This window comes from Pseudomonas canadensis (genome assembly GCF_000503215.1).
GTDB classification, from domain to species: domain Bacteria; phylum Pseudomonadota; class Gammaproteobacteria; order Pseudomonadales; family Pseudomonadaceae; genus Aquipseudomonas; species Aquipseudomonas canadensis.
Genome location: NZ_AYTD01000017.1, coordinates 404,544 through 419,831, shown reverse-complemented (window position 1 = coordinate 419,831; position 15,288 = coordinate 404,544). Strand labels below are relative to the sequence as shown.

Genomic DNA, 15,288 nt, shown 5'->3' with positions numbered 1-15,288 from the left:
AGGAGTTTTAGAGGCAAATGGTTTTTGACGTCAGAATTTTTGCACTTACACAGCAACGCCCTTGGAATCCGCAAAGGGCGGACTCCATGGGCGGTATCCGGTATCAGGCGGCTTCTTTGGTAGTGGCAGTGGTCAAGATAGTCAGCAGGGTCTGGGCCTGCTCTGCGGCGTCCCGGCCAAGGCTGGTCAGGTAGCCCCCGTCCGGCTGGTCGATAAGTCCTTTCGCGTGAAGGCGTTTGGCAGCGGCGATGGCAGTCGGCGCGGCGGTCTGGTGGACTTTCAGACCTTCTTTGGTGCTGTCCAATGGGAAGAGTACAAGGATTTCCAGTTCGGCAACCAACTCAGGGGTATACGACATAAGGACTCCAGACTTTCTAAGAATTTATTAGAGGCTAGCAGGCCATAAGGTGAACGCACTTTGCCGAACTGTCCAGTGTGTTGCCGCGTGTTGGATTTATTGCTTTTCGGGCGGCAATTCCGGCAGCGCGCGCAGTGCAGTTTCATACCATTCGGTATTGAAGGCGCGGTCCTCTTCCAGCAGCGCGTCGATCTCGATAGCCAGCACGTGAGCCATCAGTTGCAGGATCTCTTCACGCTCGTAGCCCACCAAGGTCAGCTTGTTGAACGTGGCCTTGGCGGCCGGTGGGTTTTCGCTCTCGATCTGGTTCTCGATCGCTTCGATCAGGGTGGTTTCGGCGAATTCTTCTTCGTCGTTGTCGATATCGGTCGGCTCGCTCATGGCAGGCTCCTCAAGGAAAGGGCGCCAGTCTAACTCCATTCAGGCCGGTGATGCTTCTGGTCAGGGCTGGCGTCGGGATCTATAACACTTGCAGCCAACCCCATTCCCGGCCTGGAGGCACCTGCAATGCTCAAGCTCTACGGATTCTCGGTCAGTAACTACTACAACATGGTCAAGCTGGCGCTGCTGGAGAAAGGGCTGCCGTTCGAAGAGGTGCCCTTTTATGCCGGGCAAACCCCGGAGGCTTTGGCCGTCAGCCCGCGCGGCAAGGTGCCGGTGCTGGGCGTGAAGCAGGGGTATATCAACGAGACCAGCGTGATCCTCGAATACATCGAACACACCCAGGAAGGGCCGGCACTGCTCCCGGCCGAGCCGTTCCAGCGTGCACAGGTGCTGGCGCTGTGCCGAGAAATCGAGCTGTACATCGAGTTGCCTGCCCGTGCGTGTTTTGCCGAGGCGTTTTTTGGCATGCCGGTACCGGAGGCAATCAAGGAGAAGTCCAAGGCCGAGTTGCTGTTGGGTTTCGGGTCGTTGGGCAGGCACGGCAAGTTCGCACCCTATGTGGCGGGGGAGAGTTTCACCATTGCCGATCTGTATTTCATGTACAGCGTGAACCTCGCCTGCGCGGTGGGCGAGAAGCTGTTTGGCCTGGATCTGCTGGCTGAAATGCCGGCGGCCAAGGCGTTGCTGGAAAGGTTGCACGCCATGCCCAACGCTCAGAAAGTGGCGGCGGACAGGGAGGCGGCAATGCCGGCGTTTATGGCGATGATCGCGGCCAAGAAATAGATTTTTGGCGTCTGGCAGGACGCTATCGCGGGCAAGCCCGGCTCCCACATTGGAATGCGATTTCCTGTGGGAGCTGGCTTGCCTGCGATGCTTTTAGCGGCTGGCGAGCAATTCCTGGCCGCGCAACACAGCTGCTTTCACCTGCGCCGGTGCAGTACCGCCGATGTGATTACGGGCATTTACCGAGCCTTCCAGGGTCAGCACGGCAAACACGTCCTGCTCGATCTGGTCACTGAACTGACGCAGTTCTTCCAGGCTCATTTCCGCCAAGTCCTTGCCGGTGTCCACGCCGTACTTAACTGCGTGGCCGACGATTTCGTGGCAGTCGCGGAACGGCAGGCCACGGCGTACCAGGTAGTCCGCCAGATCAGTCGCGGTAGAGAATCCGCGCAGCGCCGCTTCACGCATGATCGCGTGCTTGGGCTTGATCGCCGGGATCATGTCGGCAAACGCGCGCAGTGAGTCGCGCAGGGTGTCGGCAGCGTCGAAGAGCGGTTCCTTGTCTTCCTGGTTGTCCTTGTTGTAGGCCAGGGGTTGGCCTTTCATCAAGGTCAGCAGGCCCATCAAGGCGCCGAACACGCGGCCGCTCTTGCCACGCACCAGTTCGGGGACGTCGGGGTTTTTCTTTTGCGGCATGATCGAGCTGCCGGTGCAGAAACGGTCCGGCAGGTCGATGAACTGGAATTGCGCGCTGGTCCACAGCACCAGCTCTTCGGAGAAACGTGACAGGTGCATCATGGCGATGCTCGCGGCGGCACAGAATTCGATAGCGAAGTCACGGTCCGACACGCCATCCAGGGAGTTGCCGCCTACGGCGTCGAAGCCCAGCAATTGCGCGGTGTATTCGCGGTCGATCGGGTAGGTGGTGCCGGCCAGCGCGGCGCTGCCCAATGGCATGCGGTTGGCGCGCTTGCGGCAATCCACCAGGCGCTCGTAGTCGCGGCTGAGCATTTCGAACCAGGCCAGCAGGTGGTGGCCGAAGGTCACAGGCTGTGCGGTCTGCAGGTGAGTGAAGCCCGGCATGATGGTGTCCGACTCACGCTCGGCCTGTTCCAGAAGGCCTTTTTGCAGGCGGGTGATTTCGGACAGGATCAGGTCGATTTCATCACGCAGCCACAGGCGGATATCGGTGGCCACCTGGTCATTACGGCTACGGCCGGTGTGCAGCTTCTTGCCGGTCACACCGATGCGGTCGGTTAGGCGGGCCTCGATGTTCATGTGCACGTCTTCCAGGTCGACGCGCCAGTCGAAGGTGCCGGCCTCGATCTCGCCACGGATGGTGGTCAGGCCGTCGATGATGCTGTCGCGCTCGGCGTCGGTCAGCACGCCGACCTTGGCCAGCATCGTCGCGTGGGCGATGGAGCCCATGATGTCGTGGCGGTACAGGCGCTGGTCGAAGGTGACGGAGGCGGTGAAGCGGGCGACGAAGGCGTCGACGGGTTCACTGAAGCGGCCGCCCCAGGACTGGTTGGTCTTGTCGGTGCTCATGGATTCGCTCGTGATCTGCTTAATAAAGAGGCATGGAAGTGTGCCGGCGATAATAACAGGGTTGCCCGTGGACGCGGTGCTGCGGGTCGTCGGCATTTTTATTTGTGCAAAGGATGGCTAAGTGCCTTGCCGCCGAACGCGTCCAGGACGAGACTGGGTACAGGGGTTTATTGAAACGATATTTGACGATTGAGCAATGTCGTCTCAGTGAGCGTCTACAGTTGGACTGATAGTGTGTGAATGCACCAAAGTCGGGTGATGCGGTCAGAGCCCAGACTATCCATTAAAAAAGGGGGGTATTCGGATTGTGTATCAGCAAACCCTACGACGATGCCCGAAGGCAGCAGGTCTTGGGCGCTATTGAACAGGTCCGGGTAAATATGGGTGCCACTCTCAGGGCACTTTTTGCCGCTCGCGCTAGTCTTAGCGTGGATCGCTGTGACGCAAGTCACCGCACCTGTCTACGCTATCCTTGTGCGAGACTCACGCAGGAATCCAGCGCAATATGAATGTCCTGATCGTTGATGACGAACCCCAAGCCCGCGAGCGACTGAGCCGTTTGGTCAGTGATCTCGAGGGTTACGCAGTACTCGAACCGAGCGCCACCACGGGCGAAGAGGCCTTGACGCTGATCGACAGCCTCAAGCCGGATGTGGTGTTGCTCGATATCCGTATGCCAGGCCTCGATGGCCTGCAAGTTGCCGCCCGACTGAGCGAGCGAGAGTCGCCACCCGCCGTGGTGTTTTGCGCAGCAGGCGATGAGTTTTCCGCGGAGACGCTGGAAGCTAGCGGTGTCAGCTTCCTCACCAAACCGGTGGCTGGCGAAGCATTGCTCAAGGCCCTGAAAAAAGCCGAACGCCCAACCCGTGTGCAACTCGCCGCCCTGACTCAGCCAGCAGCCCAGAGTGGCAACGGGCCGCGCAGCCATATCAGCGCACGCACCCGCAAAGGTATCGAGCTGATCCCCTTGGGCGAGGTGGTCTATTTTATCGCCGATCACAAGTATGTGACCTTGCGCCATCAGGGCGGCGAAGTGCTGCTCGATGAACCGCTCAAGGCGCTTGAGGATGAATTCGGCGACCGCTTCGTGCGTATCCACCGCAATGCGCTGGTGGCCCGCGAGCGAATCGAACGCCTGCAACGCACGCCCCTGGGCCACTTTCAGCTATTCCTGAAAGGCCTTAACGGTGACGCGTTGATCGTCAGCCGACGGCACGTCGCCGGTGTGCGCAAGATGATGCAGCAGCTTTAGCCCCAGGGCTGTGGCGAGGCTTGCATTCCATATCCCGGTGCGACGAGGCCAGGGAGGCCCCGCACTTGCTGATTCAAATCAAAGCGTATTTGCCTGAGCTGTTATTATCTGCCGTATCTATTCAGTACGGATTGATCCATGTCCTCTCGCGAAATCCGCATCGCCACCCGTAAAAGCGCCCTGGCCTTGTGGCAGGCCGAATACGTCAAAGCACGCCTGGAACAGGCCCATCCTGGTCTCAAGGTGTCCCTGGTGCCCATGGTCAGTCGCGGTGACAAGCTGCTCGACTCGCCACTGTCGAAGATCGGCGGCAAGGGTTTGTTCGTCAAGGAACTGGAAACCGCGCTGCTGGAAAACGAAGCCGACATCGCCGTGCATTCGATGAAAGACGTGCCCATGGACTTCCCCGAAGGCCTGGGCCTGTTTTGCATCTGCGAGCGCGAAGATCCGCGTGATGCTTTTGTATCCAACACCTACGCGTCCCTGGATGAGTTGCCTCTGGGTAGCATCGTCGGCACGTCGAGCCTACGTCGTCAGGCACAGCTGCTGACCCGTCGCCCGGACCTGCAGATCCGCTTCCTGCGCGGCAACGTCAACACCCGACTGGCCAAGCTGGACGCCGGTGAATATGACGCGATCATCCTCGCCGCGGCCGGCTTGATTCGCCTGGGCTTCGAAGACCGCATCACCTCGGCCATCAGTGTCGAGGACAGCCTGCCTGCAGGCGGACAGGGCGCCGTGGGTATCGAATGCCGCACCGCCGACAGTGAAATCCACGCCCTGCTCGAACCCCTGGATCACCATGACACCGAAGTCCGCGTCACGGCCGAGCGTGCCCTGAACAAGCACCTCAACGGTGGCTGCCAGGTGCCGATCGCCTGCTACGCCGTGCTTGAAGGTGAAAATCTTTGGTTGCGTGGCCTGGTGGGCGATCCGGACGGCGGCACCCTCCTGACCGCCGAGGTGCGCGGCCCGCAGCGTGAAGCCACGGCCTTGGGTATCCAGGTAGCCGAGGAGCTGCTGGACAAAGGCGCTGGTGCCATCCTGCAGAAAGTCTACGGCGAGGCCGGTCCGCAGTGACTGAATGGCGCGTGTTGCTGACACGGCCTGCCGAGGAGTCGGTGGCCCTGGCCGCCTCGTTGTCCGAAGCTGGCATTTTCAGCAGCAGCCTGCCTTTGCTGGATATTGAGCCGCTCCCCGTCACGCCTGAACAGCAATCCGTCTTCCATGACCTGGGGCGTTACTGTGCGGTGATCGTCGTCAGTAAGCCGGCGGCGCGCCTTGCCGTGGTGCAGCTGGATCGCGCATGGCCACAGCTGACGTGGTTCAGTGTCGGCGCGGCTACCGCGCAGGTGCTGGCCGAGCATGGCCTCAATGTTCAGTATCCGCCTACTGGCGACGACAGCGAGGCTTTGCTTCAATTGCCCGCGTTACGCGAGGCTATCGCCCGCCCGGATGCCCAGGTGTTGATCCTGCGCGGCGAGGGCGGTCGGGAGCTGCTGGCGGAGCGTTTGCGTGAACAAGGTGCTAGTGTCGACTATCTGGAGTTGTATCGCCGTTTCCTGCCGGCCTACGACGCCGGGGCACTGATGCAACGCATCCAGTTGGAACGCTTGAACGGCCTGGTGGTCAGCAGTGGGCAGGGTTTTTTACACCTGCAAACCCTGGCTGGAGCCGATTGGCCCCAAGTGGCACAGCTGCCGTTGTTCGTGCCAAGCCCGCGAGTCCTAGAGATGGCGCGGGCCGCTGGCGCAGAAAAAGTTGTGGATTGTCGCGGCGCGAGTGCCGCGGCTTTGTTAGTGGCGATACGGAGCTATCCCGTTCCCACTCTCTGAAACGCAAAGGACGGATACGTGAGCGAAACAGCCTTGCCTAAAGATGAAACCCAACCCGCACTTGATGCGCCGGTTGAGTCACCGGTCTCCGCGCCGCGCCGTGGCAATGGCCTGGCAATCGTCGCCCTGTTGCTCGGCGTTGCTGGTGTGGCCGCTGGCGGTTGGGGAATCTGGCAGGTCCGCGCCCTGCAAGCCAGCAGCCAGCAGCAGCTGGGCCAGGTGCAGACCCTCGATGACCAATCCCAGTCCCTCAAGCAAAGCCAGCAACAACTGGCAGCGCGACTGGCGCAGTTGCCGGCTGCGGATGAGCTGGAGGAGCGCCGTCGCCTGGTGGCCCAATTGCAGGGTGATCAGCAGCGCCTGAGCCAACGCCTGGAAACTGTGCTGGGATCCAGCCGCAAGGACTGGCGCCTGGCTGAGGCGGAGCACTTGATACGCCTGGCGAGCCTGCGCCTTTCTGCCCTTCAGGATATCAACAGCGCCCAGGCGTTGGTCCAGGGTGCCGACGAGATTCTTCGCGAGCAAAGCGATCCAGGCGCCTACGCCGCGCGTGAGCAGTTGGCCAAGAGCCTTGCCGCGTTGCGCAGTACCGAGCAGCCAGACCGCACCGGGTTGTACCTGCAATTGGCGGCCTTGCGTGATCAAGTGGTGCAACTGGCAGCTATCGCTCCTGAATATCAGTTGACCGAACCTGCTTCCCAGGGGCGTCCAAGCACCGATACGGAAAGCCGCTGGAGCCAATGGTGGGAGCAGATTTCCCGTTACTTCCGCATCGACTTCAACCCGGATGACAACATCCGTCCGCTGCTGGCCGGCCAAGGTTTGAACCAAGTGCGCCTGGCCCTGAGCCTGGCGCTGGAACAGGCGCAATGGGCAGCGCTCAATGGTGAGTCGGCGGTTTATAGCCGCTCATTGGGCGAGGCGCGCAGCGTGTTGCAGGACAACTTCAACCAGGACAACCCGCAGAGCAAGGCGATGCTGGCGCGTATCGCCGAGCTTGAGCCCAAGGCGGTATCGGTGGTGACGCCGGACCTGGCTGCGAGCCTTGCTGCCGTGCAGGCGTACCTTGAACGTCGTCATCTGTCTGCCGACGAAGCCAAGGCGGCGGCCACGCCGGCGAAGCAGGAGTAGAGCCGATGAAACGTTTCTATGTGATTCTGGTGCTGGCGATTGCAATCGCGCTGGCACTGGCCGTGGGCATTTCGAAACACACCGGCTACGTGCTGATTACCTACCCTCATGTGCTGCATTACGAGTCGAGCTTGTGGGCGACCTTGGTAGCGGTGTTTGCCATCGGCCTGGCGATCTACTTGGTCCGTGTGCTGCTGAGCCTGGTCACCACCTCCGGTGGGGTGGTCAACCCGTGGTCGCGGCGTAACCGCAGCCGTCGCGTGCAGATCGCCATCGAGCAGGGCCAGATGGACCTCGCCGAAGGCCGCTGGGCCAGTGCCGAGCGCCACTTGCACCGTGCAGCCGAAGCCGAGCGTCAGCCACTGCTCTACTACCTCGGCGCAGCCCGTGCCGCCAATGAGCAGGGGCGTTACGAAGAGTCCGACGGTCTGCTGGAGCGCGCCCTGGAGCGTCAGCCCCAAGCCGAGCTCGCGGTTGCCCTGAGCCATGCACAACTGCAACTGGACCGCGGCGATACTGACGGCGCACTGACCACCTTGCAGGCCATGCACGAACGTCATCCCCACAACGCCCAAGTCCTGCGTCAATTGCAGCGTTTGCATCAGCAGCGGGGCGATTGGTCGTCGGTGATCCGCCTGCTGCCGGAACTGCGCAAGGATAAAGTGCTGCCCGCCAGCGAGCTGGCCGAGCTTGAGCGTCGCGCGTGGGGCGAGAACCTGAGCCTCGCGGCCCAGCGTGAAGAGCAGGGCGAGGCCGGCTTGCAATCCCTCGAGCGGGCCTGGCGGCAACTCACTTCAGCCCAGCGCCAGGAGCCGCAATTGGTGTTGGCTTATGCCGAGCAACTGCGCCAGTTGGGCGCCGATGCCAACGCCGAAGAAGCGCTGCGTGGTGCGATCAAGCGCGGCTACGACAGCCACCTGATTCGACTCTACGGCTTGCTGCGTGGCAGTGACTCCGCCAAGCAATTGAAGTTTGCCGAAGGTTGGCTCAAGGATCACCCAGGTGATGCCAGCCTGCTGCTGACGCTTGGCCGCCTGTGCTTGCAAAACAGCCTGTGGGGCAAAGCGCGGGATTATCTGGAAAGTAGCCTTCAGGTGCAGCGTAATCCCGAGGCCTGTGCCGAGTTGGCGCGATTGTTGGCGCAACTGGGTGATACGGAGCGCAGCAACCAGCTGTTCCAAGAGGGGCTGGGGTTGTTGGATAACCGTTTGCTGGCGTCACCGCTGCCTGTTCCGGTCCGCGCTTGATGTAGGCGATGGTTGATGGTCGGCTCGGATATGTCTGGCAGCCACCCCCTCATTACGTAGAAAAGACGGGCTGTAGAGCGTTTGTGGGCGGCGTCCGACGCTCAATAGCCCAACGTCTTCCATCTTCTGGCGGTAAGTCCTTACCGTCTCGCGGAATCGTCTGCTCTGGCACGTATTGAAAGGGGTCAGGCCTTTCCTCTACCGTAGCGACCTATCTTTCGCGGTGCGGATAAAGCATGTCTTTGGCCCCTTCACGCTCCTTGTTTTTCCTTGCGTTCCTGGCAGGTGCGCTGACATTGGGCGCGTCCTTTTACCTCGAGTTCGGCGTCTCCTTGCGCCCCTGCTTCCTGTGCCAGATGCAAAGGGGGTTCCTGGCTGCTTTCACATTGATCAATCTGGTCGCCGTGATCCATAACCCCCAGCGCTCCGTGGGCTGCGTGTATGGGCTGGCGGGCATGGCCTTCGCGTTGCTCGGCGCCATTACCGCCACACGCCAGGTATTGCTACAAAACGCCGCACCGGGTCAGGCGGCTGATTGCTGGCCTAGCCTGCACTACATGATCGAAAACCTGTCGTTTTCGCAGGCCCTGCAATTGACGGTCAAAGGCACTGTTGACTGTGTGGAGATCAACTGGACGCTGTTTGACTTGAGTGTGCCGGAATGGAGCTTGTTGTTCTTCGTCGGGATGTTGATCCTGGGGGGCATGCAGTTTTCACGGCTGCTTTTAAGCCATCATTTGCGTCCGGTGAGACGCTGAAGGTCAGTTGCGGTTCGTAGGACGGGATTAAACACTTGTATGAACTTTCTGTCCTGCGTACCTTGAAGCCACAGTCATGCGGGCATAATCTGGCCCGCACGTATGATTGAAACCGTTTGTCAGATGCGGCCTTGTCCGGCTGCTGCTTTATCCTTGAAGTGTTGCGCGGGCACCAGGCGGCAGCGCCCCTATAGGGAAGAGAGATCATCATGCTGGAAAGTTGTCAGAATGCTCAGGAACGCTGGGGTGGGGTGCACAAGCTGATCGACAGCTGGCTGAAGGCACGTCACGAACTGGTTCGGGCCTTTGATGCGCTCGGCGCCAAGCCCGAGGCACTGGCGCAGAACCGTGAACCGTTGCAGGATTTTTGCGGTGTGTTGGTGGACTACGTGTCAGCCGGCCATTTCGGCGTCTACGAACAGCTGACCAAGGAAGCGGAAGCCTTCGACGATCAGCGTGGCCTGGAATTGGCTGAGACCCTTTACCCGCGCATCGATGCCATTACCGAGAAGCTGCTGGCGTTCACCGACCTGTGTGATGCCGGGCAATGTGTTGCAGAGAAATTCAAAGAATTGGGCGCACTGCTTCACGAGCGTTTCGAATTGGAAGACTGCCTGATCGAAGTGCTGCACAACGCCCACAAGGAAGAGCCTGCCACTCAGGCCTGACCCTCGATAGCCATACAAAAAACGGTGCGCATGACGCACCGTTTTTTATTGGATCAGGAACGCGTTCCGAGCAATTCGATCTCGAACACCAATGGCGTGTAAGGCGGAATCAATTCGCCGGCGCCATCCGCGCCATAGGCCTGGGCCGATGGAATCACCAGCCGCCATTTCGCCCCCACCGGCATCTGTTGCAGCGCAATGCTCCAGCCGCTGATCACACTGTTCAGGCGAAACCATTGTGGTTGTGTGCTCTGGTCGAACACCGTGCCATCGGGTAACCGCCCCACGTATTTCACTTGGACCTGGTCGCTGGCTTTGGGTTTTTCACCTGTGCCAGAGGTGAGTTCGGTGAGCAGGATTCCATCCGCCAATTCACGCACGCCTTTTACCGCTTTTTCTTTGCTCAGGAATTGTTGTTCGGCCGCGAGTGCTTTTTCGCTTTGAGGCGCCTGTGCGTCGGCTTCGTTTTGTGCTTCGTGCTGGGCGAGAATCTGTTCGATGCGAGCGTTGTCCAGCGCCAAGGGTTTGCCTTGGTAGGCTTGTTTGAGGCCTTCGATCAGCGCCTGGATTTGCAGGTCGGGAACCTCCTGGCGCAGGCGTTCACCAAGGCTGGCGCCCAGGCTGTAGGCGAGGTCATGCTGATTCTGATCAGTGTTTTTTGTCGGCAATTGATCGCTTGCATTGGCCACCGAAACCGCCAAGCCCAGCACAAGAAAAAGGTAACGCGACATGGGCATTCTCCCGCCGAAAGTGCGACGGATTATGCCAGTGTGAAGGCGCAAAAAGTGCCGTGTATTTTCGTTATATCGATAAGAATTTTCACACGGTGCAACGCAAGGCAAACGATACTGTCAACATGCCCTAGCGGCGGTAAGAGCAGAGGGCTAGTATGAGCCGCACCCACGTCAGCCAGGAGGTAAACCATGTCGGCCAAACAGAAGCCTGTTAATACCCCGTTGCACTTACTCCAACAACTCTCGGGCAGCTTGCTCGAACATCTGGAAAGCGCTTGTTCCCAAGCTCTGGCCGATGCAGAAAAACTGCTCGCCAAGCTGGAAAAACAACGCGGTAAAGCGCAAGAAAAGCTGCACAAATCCCGCACCAAACTGCAAGACGCCGCCACTGCCGGCAAGGCCAAGGCACAAGCCAAAGCCAAAGACGCTGTCAAAGAACTTGAGGACCTGCTGGACGCCCTCAAGGATCGCCAAGCTGAAACCCGCGCCTACATTTCCCAACTGAAAAAAGATGCCCAGGAAAGCCTGAAACTGGCCCAGGGCGTTGGTCGTGTGAAGGAAGCTGTGGCTAAAGTGCTGGGTGCTCGTACCCCTGCAAAAGCGGTTGCAGCGAGCGCGTCGAAAAAGCCAGCGAGCAAGGCTGTTGCTGCCAAGGCACCTGCTAAAGCTGTGGCAAAACCTGCTGCCAAAACTGCTGCTGTGAAACCAGCCGCCAAGCCAGCTGCCAAAGCCGCTGCTGCGAAACCAGCCGCCAAGCCAGCGGCCAAAACCGCTGCTGCGAAACCAGCCGCCAAGCCAGCTGCTAAAACCGCTGCTGCGAAACCAGCCGCCAAGCCAGCTGCTAAAACCGCTGCTGCGAAACCAGCCGCCAAGCCAGCTGCTAAAACCGCTGCTGCGAAACCAGCCGCCAAGCCAGCTGCTAAAACCGCTGCTGCGAAACCAGCCGCCAAGCCAGCTGCTAAAACCGCTGCTGCGAAACCAGCCGCCAAGCCAGCTGCTAAAACCGCTGCTGCGAAACCAGCCGCCAAGCCAGCTGCTAAAACCGCTGCTGCGAAACCAGCCGCCAAGCCAGCTGCTAAAACCGCTGCTGCGAAACCAGCCGCCAAGCCAGCTGCTAAAACCGCTGCTGCGAAACCAGCCGCCAAGCCAGCTGCCAAAACTGCTGCTGTGAAACCAGCCGCCAAGCCAGCTGCCAAAACTGCTGCTGCGAAACCAGCCGCCAAGCCAGCTGCCAAAACTGCTGCTGCGAAACCAGCCGCCAAGCCAGCTGCCAAAACTGCTGCTGCGAAACCTGCCGCTAAGCCAGTTGCTAAACCTGCTGCTGCGAAACCAGCCGCTAAGCCAGTTGCTAAACCTGCTGCTGCAAAACCGGCCGCCAAGCCAGCCGCTAAACCTGCTGCTGCGAAACCAGCCGCGAAGCCAGCTGCTAAACCTGCCGCTGCAAAACCCGCTGCGAAGCCAGCCATTGCCAAGCCAACTGCCGCAAAACCAGCACCGGCCAAGCCAGCAACGCCTGCTGCTGCCCCGGTAGCGTCCACCGCTCCAACTGCACCGGCCAGCAGCGCGACTGCCCCGGTAGCGCCAAGCACCACTCCAACCAGCGCTTCTTAAGCGTTGGTGACCACGACGCGCAGCTGCTGCAGCGCGTCGTGGTCAAGGTTGGCGGCATCCTCAGCTGCCAGTCCTTCCAGCCAGTGCAGTTGATCTATCGCATTCCCTATAGGCCATGTTTGCGCCAACGCTTCCAGGCGCCCCAGCAACTGCCGTTCGGCGTCCAGCTCCAGGGCCTTGACTCGCTCGCGCAACCCAGCCAAATCCTCATCCTGCTGCGCCATGGCGCGCCATTGTGTGCGCACCCGTCTTAGCGGTTCGATCACGTCTGTCTGCCAAGGCCTGGCGATGTGCTTCAGCGCCTGTATGCGTTCGGCGGTTACTGTCACCGCACGCTGTTCCAGCCACGCGCCACACAGCAACAGGCACACGTCCGCACCTTGCGCCTGCAAACGCAGGCAAGCGGCTTCGCACCCTGGGCGGGCGTAAGTCGAGAGGGCAAAGCTCCACAGGTCAGCGTACATATTCACACCCAAGCCAGCGGCCAACGAAGCTGGTAGACTCCGCCGCCATTATGATCCGACTTCAAAGCCTAACATTACAGCGTGGCCCGCAACGTCTTCTCGAAGACGCCGAGCTGACCCTGCACGCCGGTCACAAAGCCGGCCTGATCGGTGCCAACGGCGCCGGCAAATCCACGTTGTTCGCCCTGTTGCTGGGTGAGCTGACCCCGGACTCCGGGGACTGCTTGCTGCCGGCCGACTGGCGCATCGCCCATATGCGCCAGGAGATCGACACCCTGGACCGTATCGCGATCGACTACGTGCTCGATGGCGACCTGCGCCTGCGCCAGGTGCAACACGACCTGGCCGAGGCCGAGAAAGCCCAGGACGGCGCCGCCCAGGCCCGCCTGCACTCGGAACTCGACAGTGCCGACGGCTACACCGCCGACGCCCGCGCCCGCAAAATGCTCGCTGGTCTTGGCTTTACCAACGAACAGATGGACCGCCCGGTTGCTGATTTCTCCGGCGGCTGGCGCATGCGCCTTAACCTGGCCCAGGCCTTGATGTGCCCCTCGGACCTGTTGCTGCTCGACGAACCGACCAACCACTTGGACCTCGATGCGATCCTGTGGCTGGAAGACTTCCTCAAAAGTTACCAGGGCACCTTGCTGCTGATTTCCCACGACCGGGATTTCCTTGACGCCGTGGTCGACAACATCGCCCACGTCGAACAGAAGAAAATCACCCTCTACCGTGGCGGCTACACCGCGTTCGAACGTGCCCGTGCCGAACGCTTGGCCCAGCAGCAGCAAGCGTTCGAGAAGCAACAGGCGCAGCGTGCGCATATGGAAAGCTACATCGCCCGCTTCAAGGCCCAGGCCACCAAGGCCCGCCAGGCCCAAAGCCGGATCAAGGCCCTGGAGCGCATGGAGGAGTTGTCGGCGGCCCATGTCGATTCGCCGTTCGACTTCGTGTTCCGCGAATCGGTGAAGATCTCCAGCCCGTTGCTGGATCTTTCCGATGCGCGCCTGGGTTACGGCGACAAAACCATCCTGGAAAAAGTGAAGCTGCAGCTCACGCCGGGTGCGCGCATCGGTTTGCTTGGCCCCAACGGCGCGGGTAAGTCGACGCTGATCAAGAACCTGTCCGGTGAGCTTTCGCCCCTGGCCGGCCGACTGACCCGAGGCGAGAACACGGTGGTGGGTTACTTCGCCCAGCATCAGCTGGACTCTCTCGATTCCAAGGCCAGCCCGTTGCTGCACCTGCAGCGCCTGGCGCCGACCGAGCGCGAGCAGACCCTGCGCGACTTCCTCGGCGGTTTCGACTTCCGTGGCGCGCGCATCGACGAGCCGGTGCTGAACTTCTCCGGCGGCGAAAAAGCCCGCCTGGCCCTGGCATTGATCGCCTGGGACCGTCCGAACCTGCTGCTGCTCGACGAACCGACCAACCACCTGGACTTGGAAATGCGCCTGGCGCTGACCATGGCGCTGCAGGAGTTCAGCGGCGCGGTACTGGTGGTGTCTCACGATCGCCATTTGCTCAAAAGCACCACGGATAACTTCCTGCTGGTGGCGGACGGCAAAGTCGAGGAATTCGACGGCGACCTGGACGACTACGCGCGCTGGCTGACGGACTACCGCCTGCGCAACGCGCCGGTCAGCAACACCCCGGTCAACCCGGACAAGACCGACAAAAAGGCCCAGCGCCAAGCCGCCGCCGCGTTGCGTCAGCAACTGGCGCCGCACAAGCGTGAGGCTGACAAGCTGGAAGCCGAGTTGGGCAAGGTGCATGAGCGCCTGGCCAAGATCGAAGCCAGCCTGGGCGATAGCGCCGTCTACGAGGCCGCCCGCAAGGATGAGTTGCGCGACCTGCTGGCCGAACAGGCCAAGCTCAAGGTGCGTGAAGGGCAATTGGAGGAGACCTGGATGGAAGCCCTCGAATTGCTCGAAACCCTGCAAGCGGAGCTGGAGGCGCTGTCCTGATGGAAGCGTTGCAGTTGCCGATACCGACGCAGTGGGTCGAGCCCGTGTGGGTTGGCGTGCAAATCCTGCTGATCCTGCTGGCGGGTTACCTTGCCCAGCGTTTTGTCGCCAAAGGCCTGACCCGGCTGGGTGAGCGTTACCCGTTCCCGCCGCAGCTGCTGATGCCGCTGCGCGGTGGTCTGCGCTGGCTGATCATGGGCAGTGCGCTGATCTTTGTGCTGGGGCGCCTGGGTGTGTCCGCCACGGTGTTGTGGACGGCGTTGTCGGGGTTTGTCGCGGTTGCCGCCGTGGCGTTCTTCGCCATGTGGTCGGTACTGTCCAACCTGCTGTGCGCCATTCTGATCTTCACCGTCGGGCCGTTTCGCCTGGGCGATATCGTCGAGTTGGTGGATACCGTCGACAAACCGGGGGTGAAGGGGCGGGTCGTGGCGATCAACCTGCTCTACACCACGCTGGTCGAAGTGGCAGAGGCCGGTACCGACAGCGCAATGGTTCAAGTGCCCAACAGCCTGTTCTTTCAGCGCTCTGTGCGGCGTTGGCCCGGTACTCACGTGTTTCCGGGCGACCGCTAGTATTCACATCTTGTAAAAAACTATAGCCAGCCTTTGGTCGGC

Annotated in this window: 15 protein-coding genes and 2 pseudogenes; 12 read left to right on the top strand and 5 right to left on the bottom strand. The window is 60.8% G+C overall.

Going from position 1 to position 15,288, the window contains the following annotated elements; genetic code table 11:
• Positions 1-103 precede the first annotated feature (103 nt).
• On the bottom strand, positions 104-358 hold the full coding sequence (locus U367_RS0120700) for a TIGR02647 family protein (protein ID WP_010207442.1): 255 nt from the start codon (positions 356-358) through the stop codon (positions 104-106).
• Between the two features lie 96 nt (positions 359-454).
• Positions 455-739: a hypothetical protein gene (locus U367_RS0120695; RefSeq protein WP_028618441.1), complete on the bottom strand. Its 285-nt coding sequence runs from the start codon at positions 737-739 to the stop codon at positions 455-457.
• A gap of 126 nt (positions 740-865) precedes the next feature.
• On the opposite strand from U367_RS0120695, the gene U367_RS0120690 reads away from it, so the two are divergent.
• Positions 866-1,525, top strand: a complete 660-nt coding sequence (locus U367_RS0120690; protein WP_028618440.1) for a glutathione S-transferase family protein — start codon at positions 866-868, stop codon at positions 1,523-1,525.
• Positions 1,526-1,618: 93 nt separating this feature from the next.
• Here U367_RS0120690 and argH read toward each other — a convergent pair whose 3' ends face one another.
• Positions 1,619-3,013 carry an argininosuccinate lyase gene (argH, locus tag U367_RS0120685; RefSeq protein WP_028618439.1) on the bottom strand — a complete coding sequence of 465 codons (1,395 nt, stop codon included), beginning with the start codon at positions 3,011-3,013 and terminating at the stop codon, positions 1,619-1,621.
• A 505-nt stretch (positions 3,014-3,518) separates the two neighbouring features.
• Here argH and U367_RS0120680 point away from each other — a divergent pair.
• From U367_RS0120680 to U367_RS0120650, 7 genes are all read left to right on the top strand, one after another.
• Positions 3,519-4,265: a LytR/AlgR family response regulator transcription factor gene (locus U367_RS0120680; protein WP_028618438.1), complete on the top strand. Its 747-nt coding sequence runs from the start codon at positions 3,519-3,521 to the stop codon at positions 4,263-4,265.
• A 138-nt stretch (positions 4,266-4,403) separates the two neighbouring features.
• The gene (hemC, locus tag U367_RS0120675; RefSeq protein WP_028618437.1) at positions 4,404-5,345 is read left to right on the top strand and encodes a hydroxymethylbilane synthase; all 942 of its coding nucleotides are present in this window, start codon (positions 4,404-4,406) and stop codon (positions 5,343-5,345) included.
• On the top strand, positions 5,342-6,100 hold the full coding sequence (locus U367_RS1000000132415) for a uroporphyrinogen-III synthase (RefSeq protein WP_028618436.1): 759 nt from the start codon (positions 5,342-5,344) through the stop codon (positions 6,098-6,100). The genes hemC and U367_RS1000000132415 overlap by 4 nt, the downstream gene beginning before the upstream one ends.
• 18 nt (positions 6,101-6,118) lie before the next feature.
• Positions 6,119-7,231 (top strand): uroporphyrinogen-III C-methyltransferase, encoded by a 1,113-nt coding sequence (locus U367_RS1000000132410; RefSeq protein WP_028618435.1) that lies wholly within the window; start codon positions 6,119-6,121, stop codon positions 7,229-7,231.
• A 5-nt stretch (positions 7,232-7,236) separates the two neighbouring features.
• The gene (locus U367_RS0120660; protein WP_028618434.1) at positions 7,237-8,478 is read left to right on the top strand and encodes a heme biosynthesis protein HemY; all 1,242 of its coding nucleotides are present in this window, start codon (positions 7,237-7,239) and stop codon (positions 8,476-8,478) included.
• 236 nt (positions 8,479-8,714) lie between these two features.
• On the top strand, positions 8,715-9,236 hold the full coding sequence (locus tag U367_RS0120655) for a disulfide bond formation protein B (RefSeq protein ID WP_028618433.1): 522 nt from the start codon (positions 8,715-8,717) through the stop codon (positions 9,234-9,236).
• A 209-nt stretch (positions 9,237-9,445) separates the two neighbouring features.
• Complete coding sequence (locus tag U367_RS0120650) at positions 9,446-9,904, top strand: Rsd/AlgQ family anti-sigma factor (RefSeq protein ID WP_028618432.1); 459 nt, start codon at positions 9,446-9,448, stop codon at positions 9,902-9,904.
• Between the two features lie 53 nt (positions 9,905-9,957).
• On the opposite strand, the gene U367_RS0120645 is transcribed toward U367_RS0120650, so the two are convergent.
• Entirely contained in the window at positions 9,958-10,635 is a 678-nt protein-coding gene (locus U367_RS0120645) for an FKBP-type peptidyl-prolyl cis-trans isomerase (protein ID WP_028618431.1), read from the bottom strand.
• Positions 10,636-10,827: 192 nt separating this feature from the next.
• On the opposite strand from U367_RS0120645, the pseudogene U367_RS1000000132775 reads away from it, so the two are divergent.
• A pseudogene (locus U367_RS1000000132775) lies at positions 10,828-11,166 on the top strand (AlgP family protein); the annotation flags it as partial.
• Between the two features lie 441 nt (positions 11,167-11,607).
• Positions 11,608-12,249: pseudogene (locus tag U367_RS1000000132770) on the top strand (hypothetical protein); the annotation flags it as partial.
• Here the strand turns inward: U367_RS1000000132770 and U367_RS0120635 are convergent.
• Positions 12,246-12,713: a TIGR02444 family protein gene (locus tag U367_RS0120635; protein WP_028618429.1), complete on the bottom strand. Its 468-nt coding sequence runs from the start codon at positions 12,711-12,713 to the stop codon at positions 12,246-12,248. The pseudogene U367_RS1000000132770 and the gene U367_RS0120635 sit on opposite strands and share 4 nt — an antisense overlap.
• A 50-nt stretch (positions 12,714-12,763) precedes the next feature.
• On the opposite strand from U367_RS0120635, the gene U367_RS0120630 reads away from it, so the two are divergent.
• Positions 12,764-14,674 carry an ATP-binding cassette domain-containing protein gene (locus U367_RS0120630; RefSeq protein ID WP_028618428.1) on the top strand — a complete coding sequence of 637 codons (1,911 nt, stop codon included), beginning with the start codon at positions 12,764-12,766 and terminating at the stop codon, positions 14,672-14,674.
• Entirely contained in the window at positions 14,674-15,246 is a 573-nt protein-coding gene (locus U367_RS0120625; protein WP_028618427.1) for a mechanosensitive ion channel family protein, read from the top strand. The genes U367_RS0120630 and U367_RS0120625 overlap by 1 nt, the downstream gene beginning before the upstream one ends.
• Positions 15,247-15,288 lie beyond the last annotated feature (42 nt).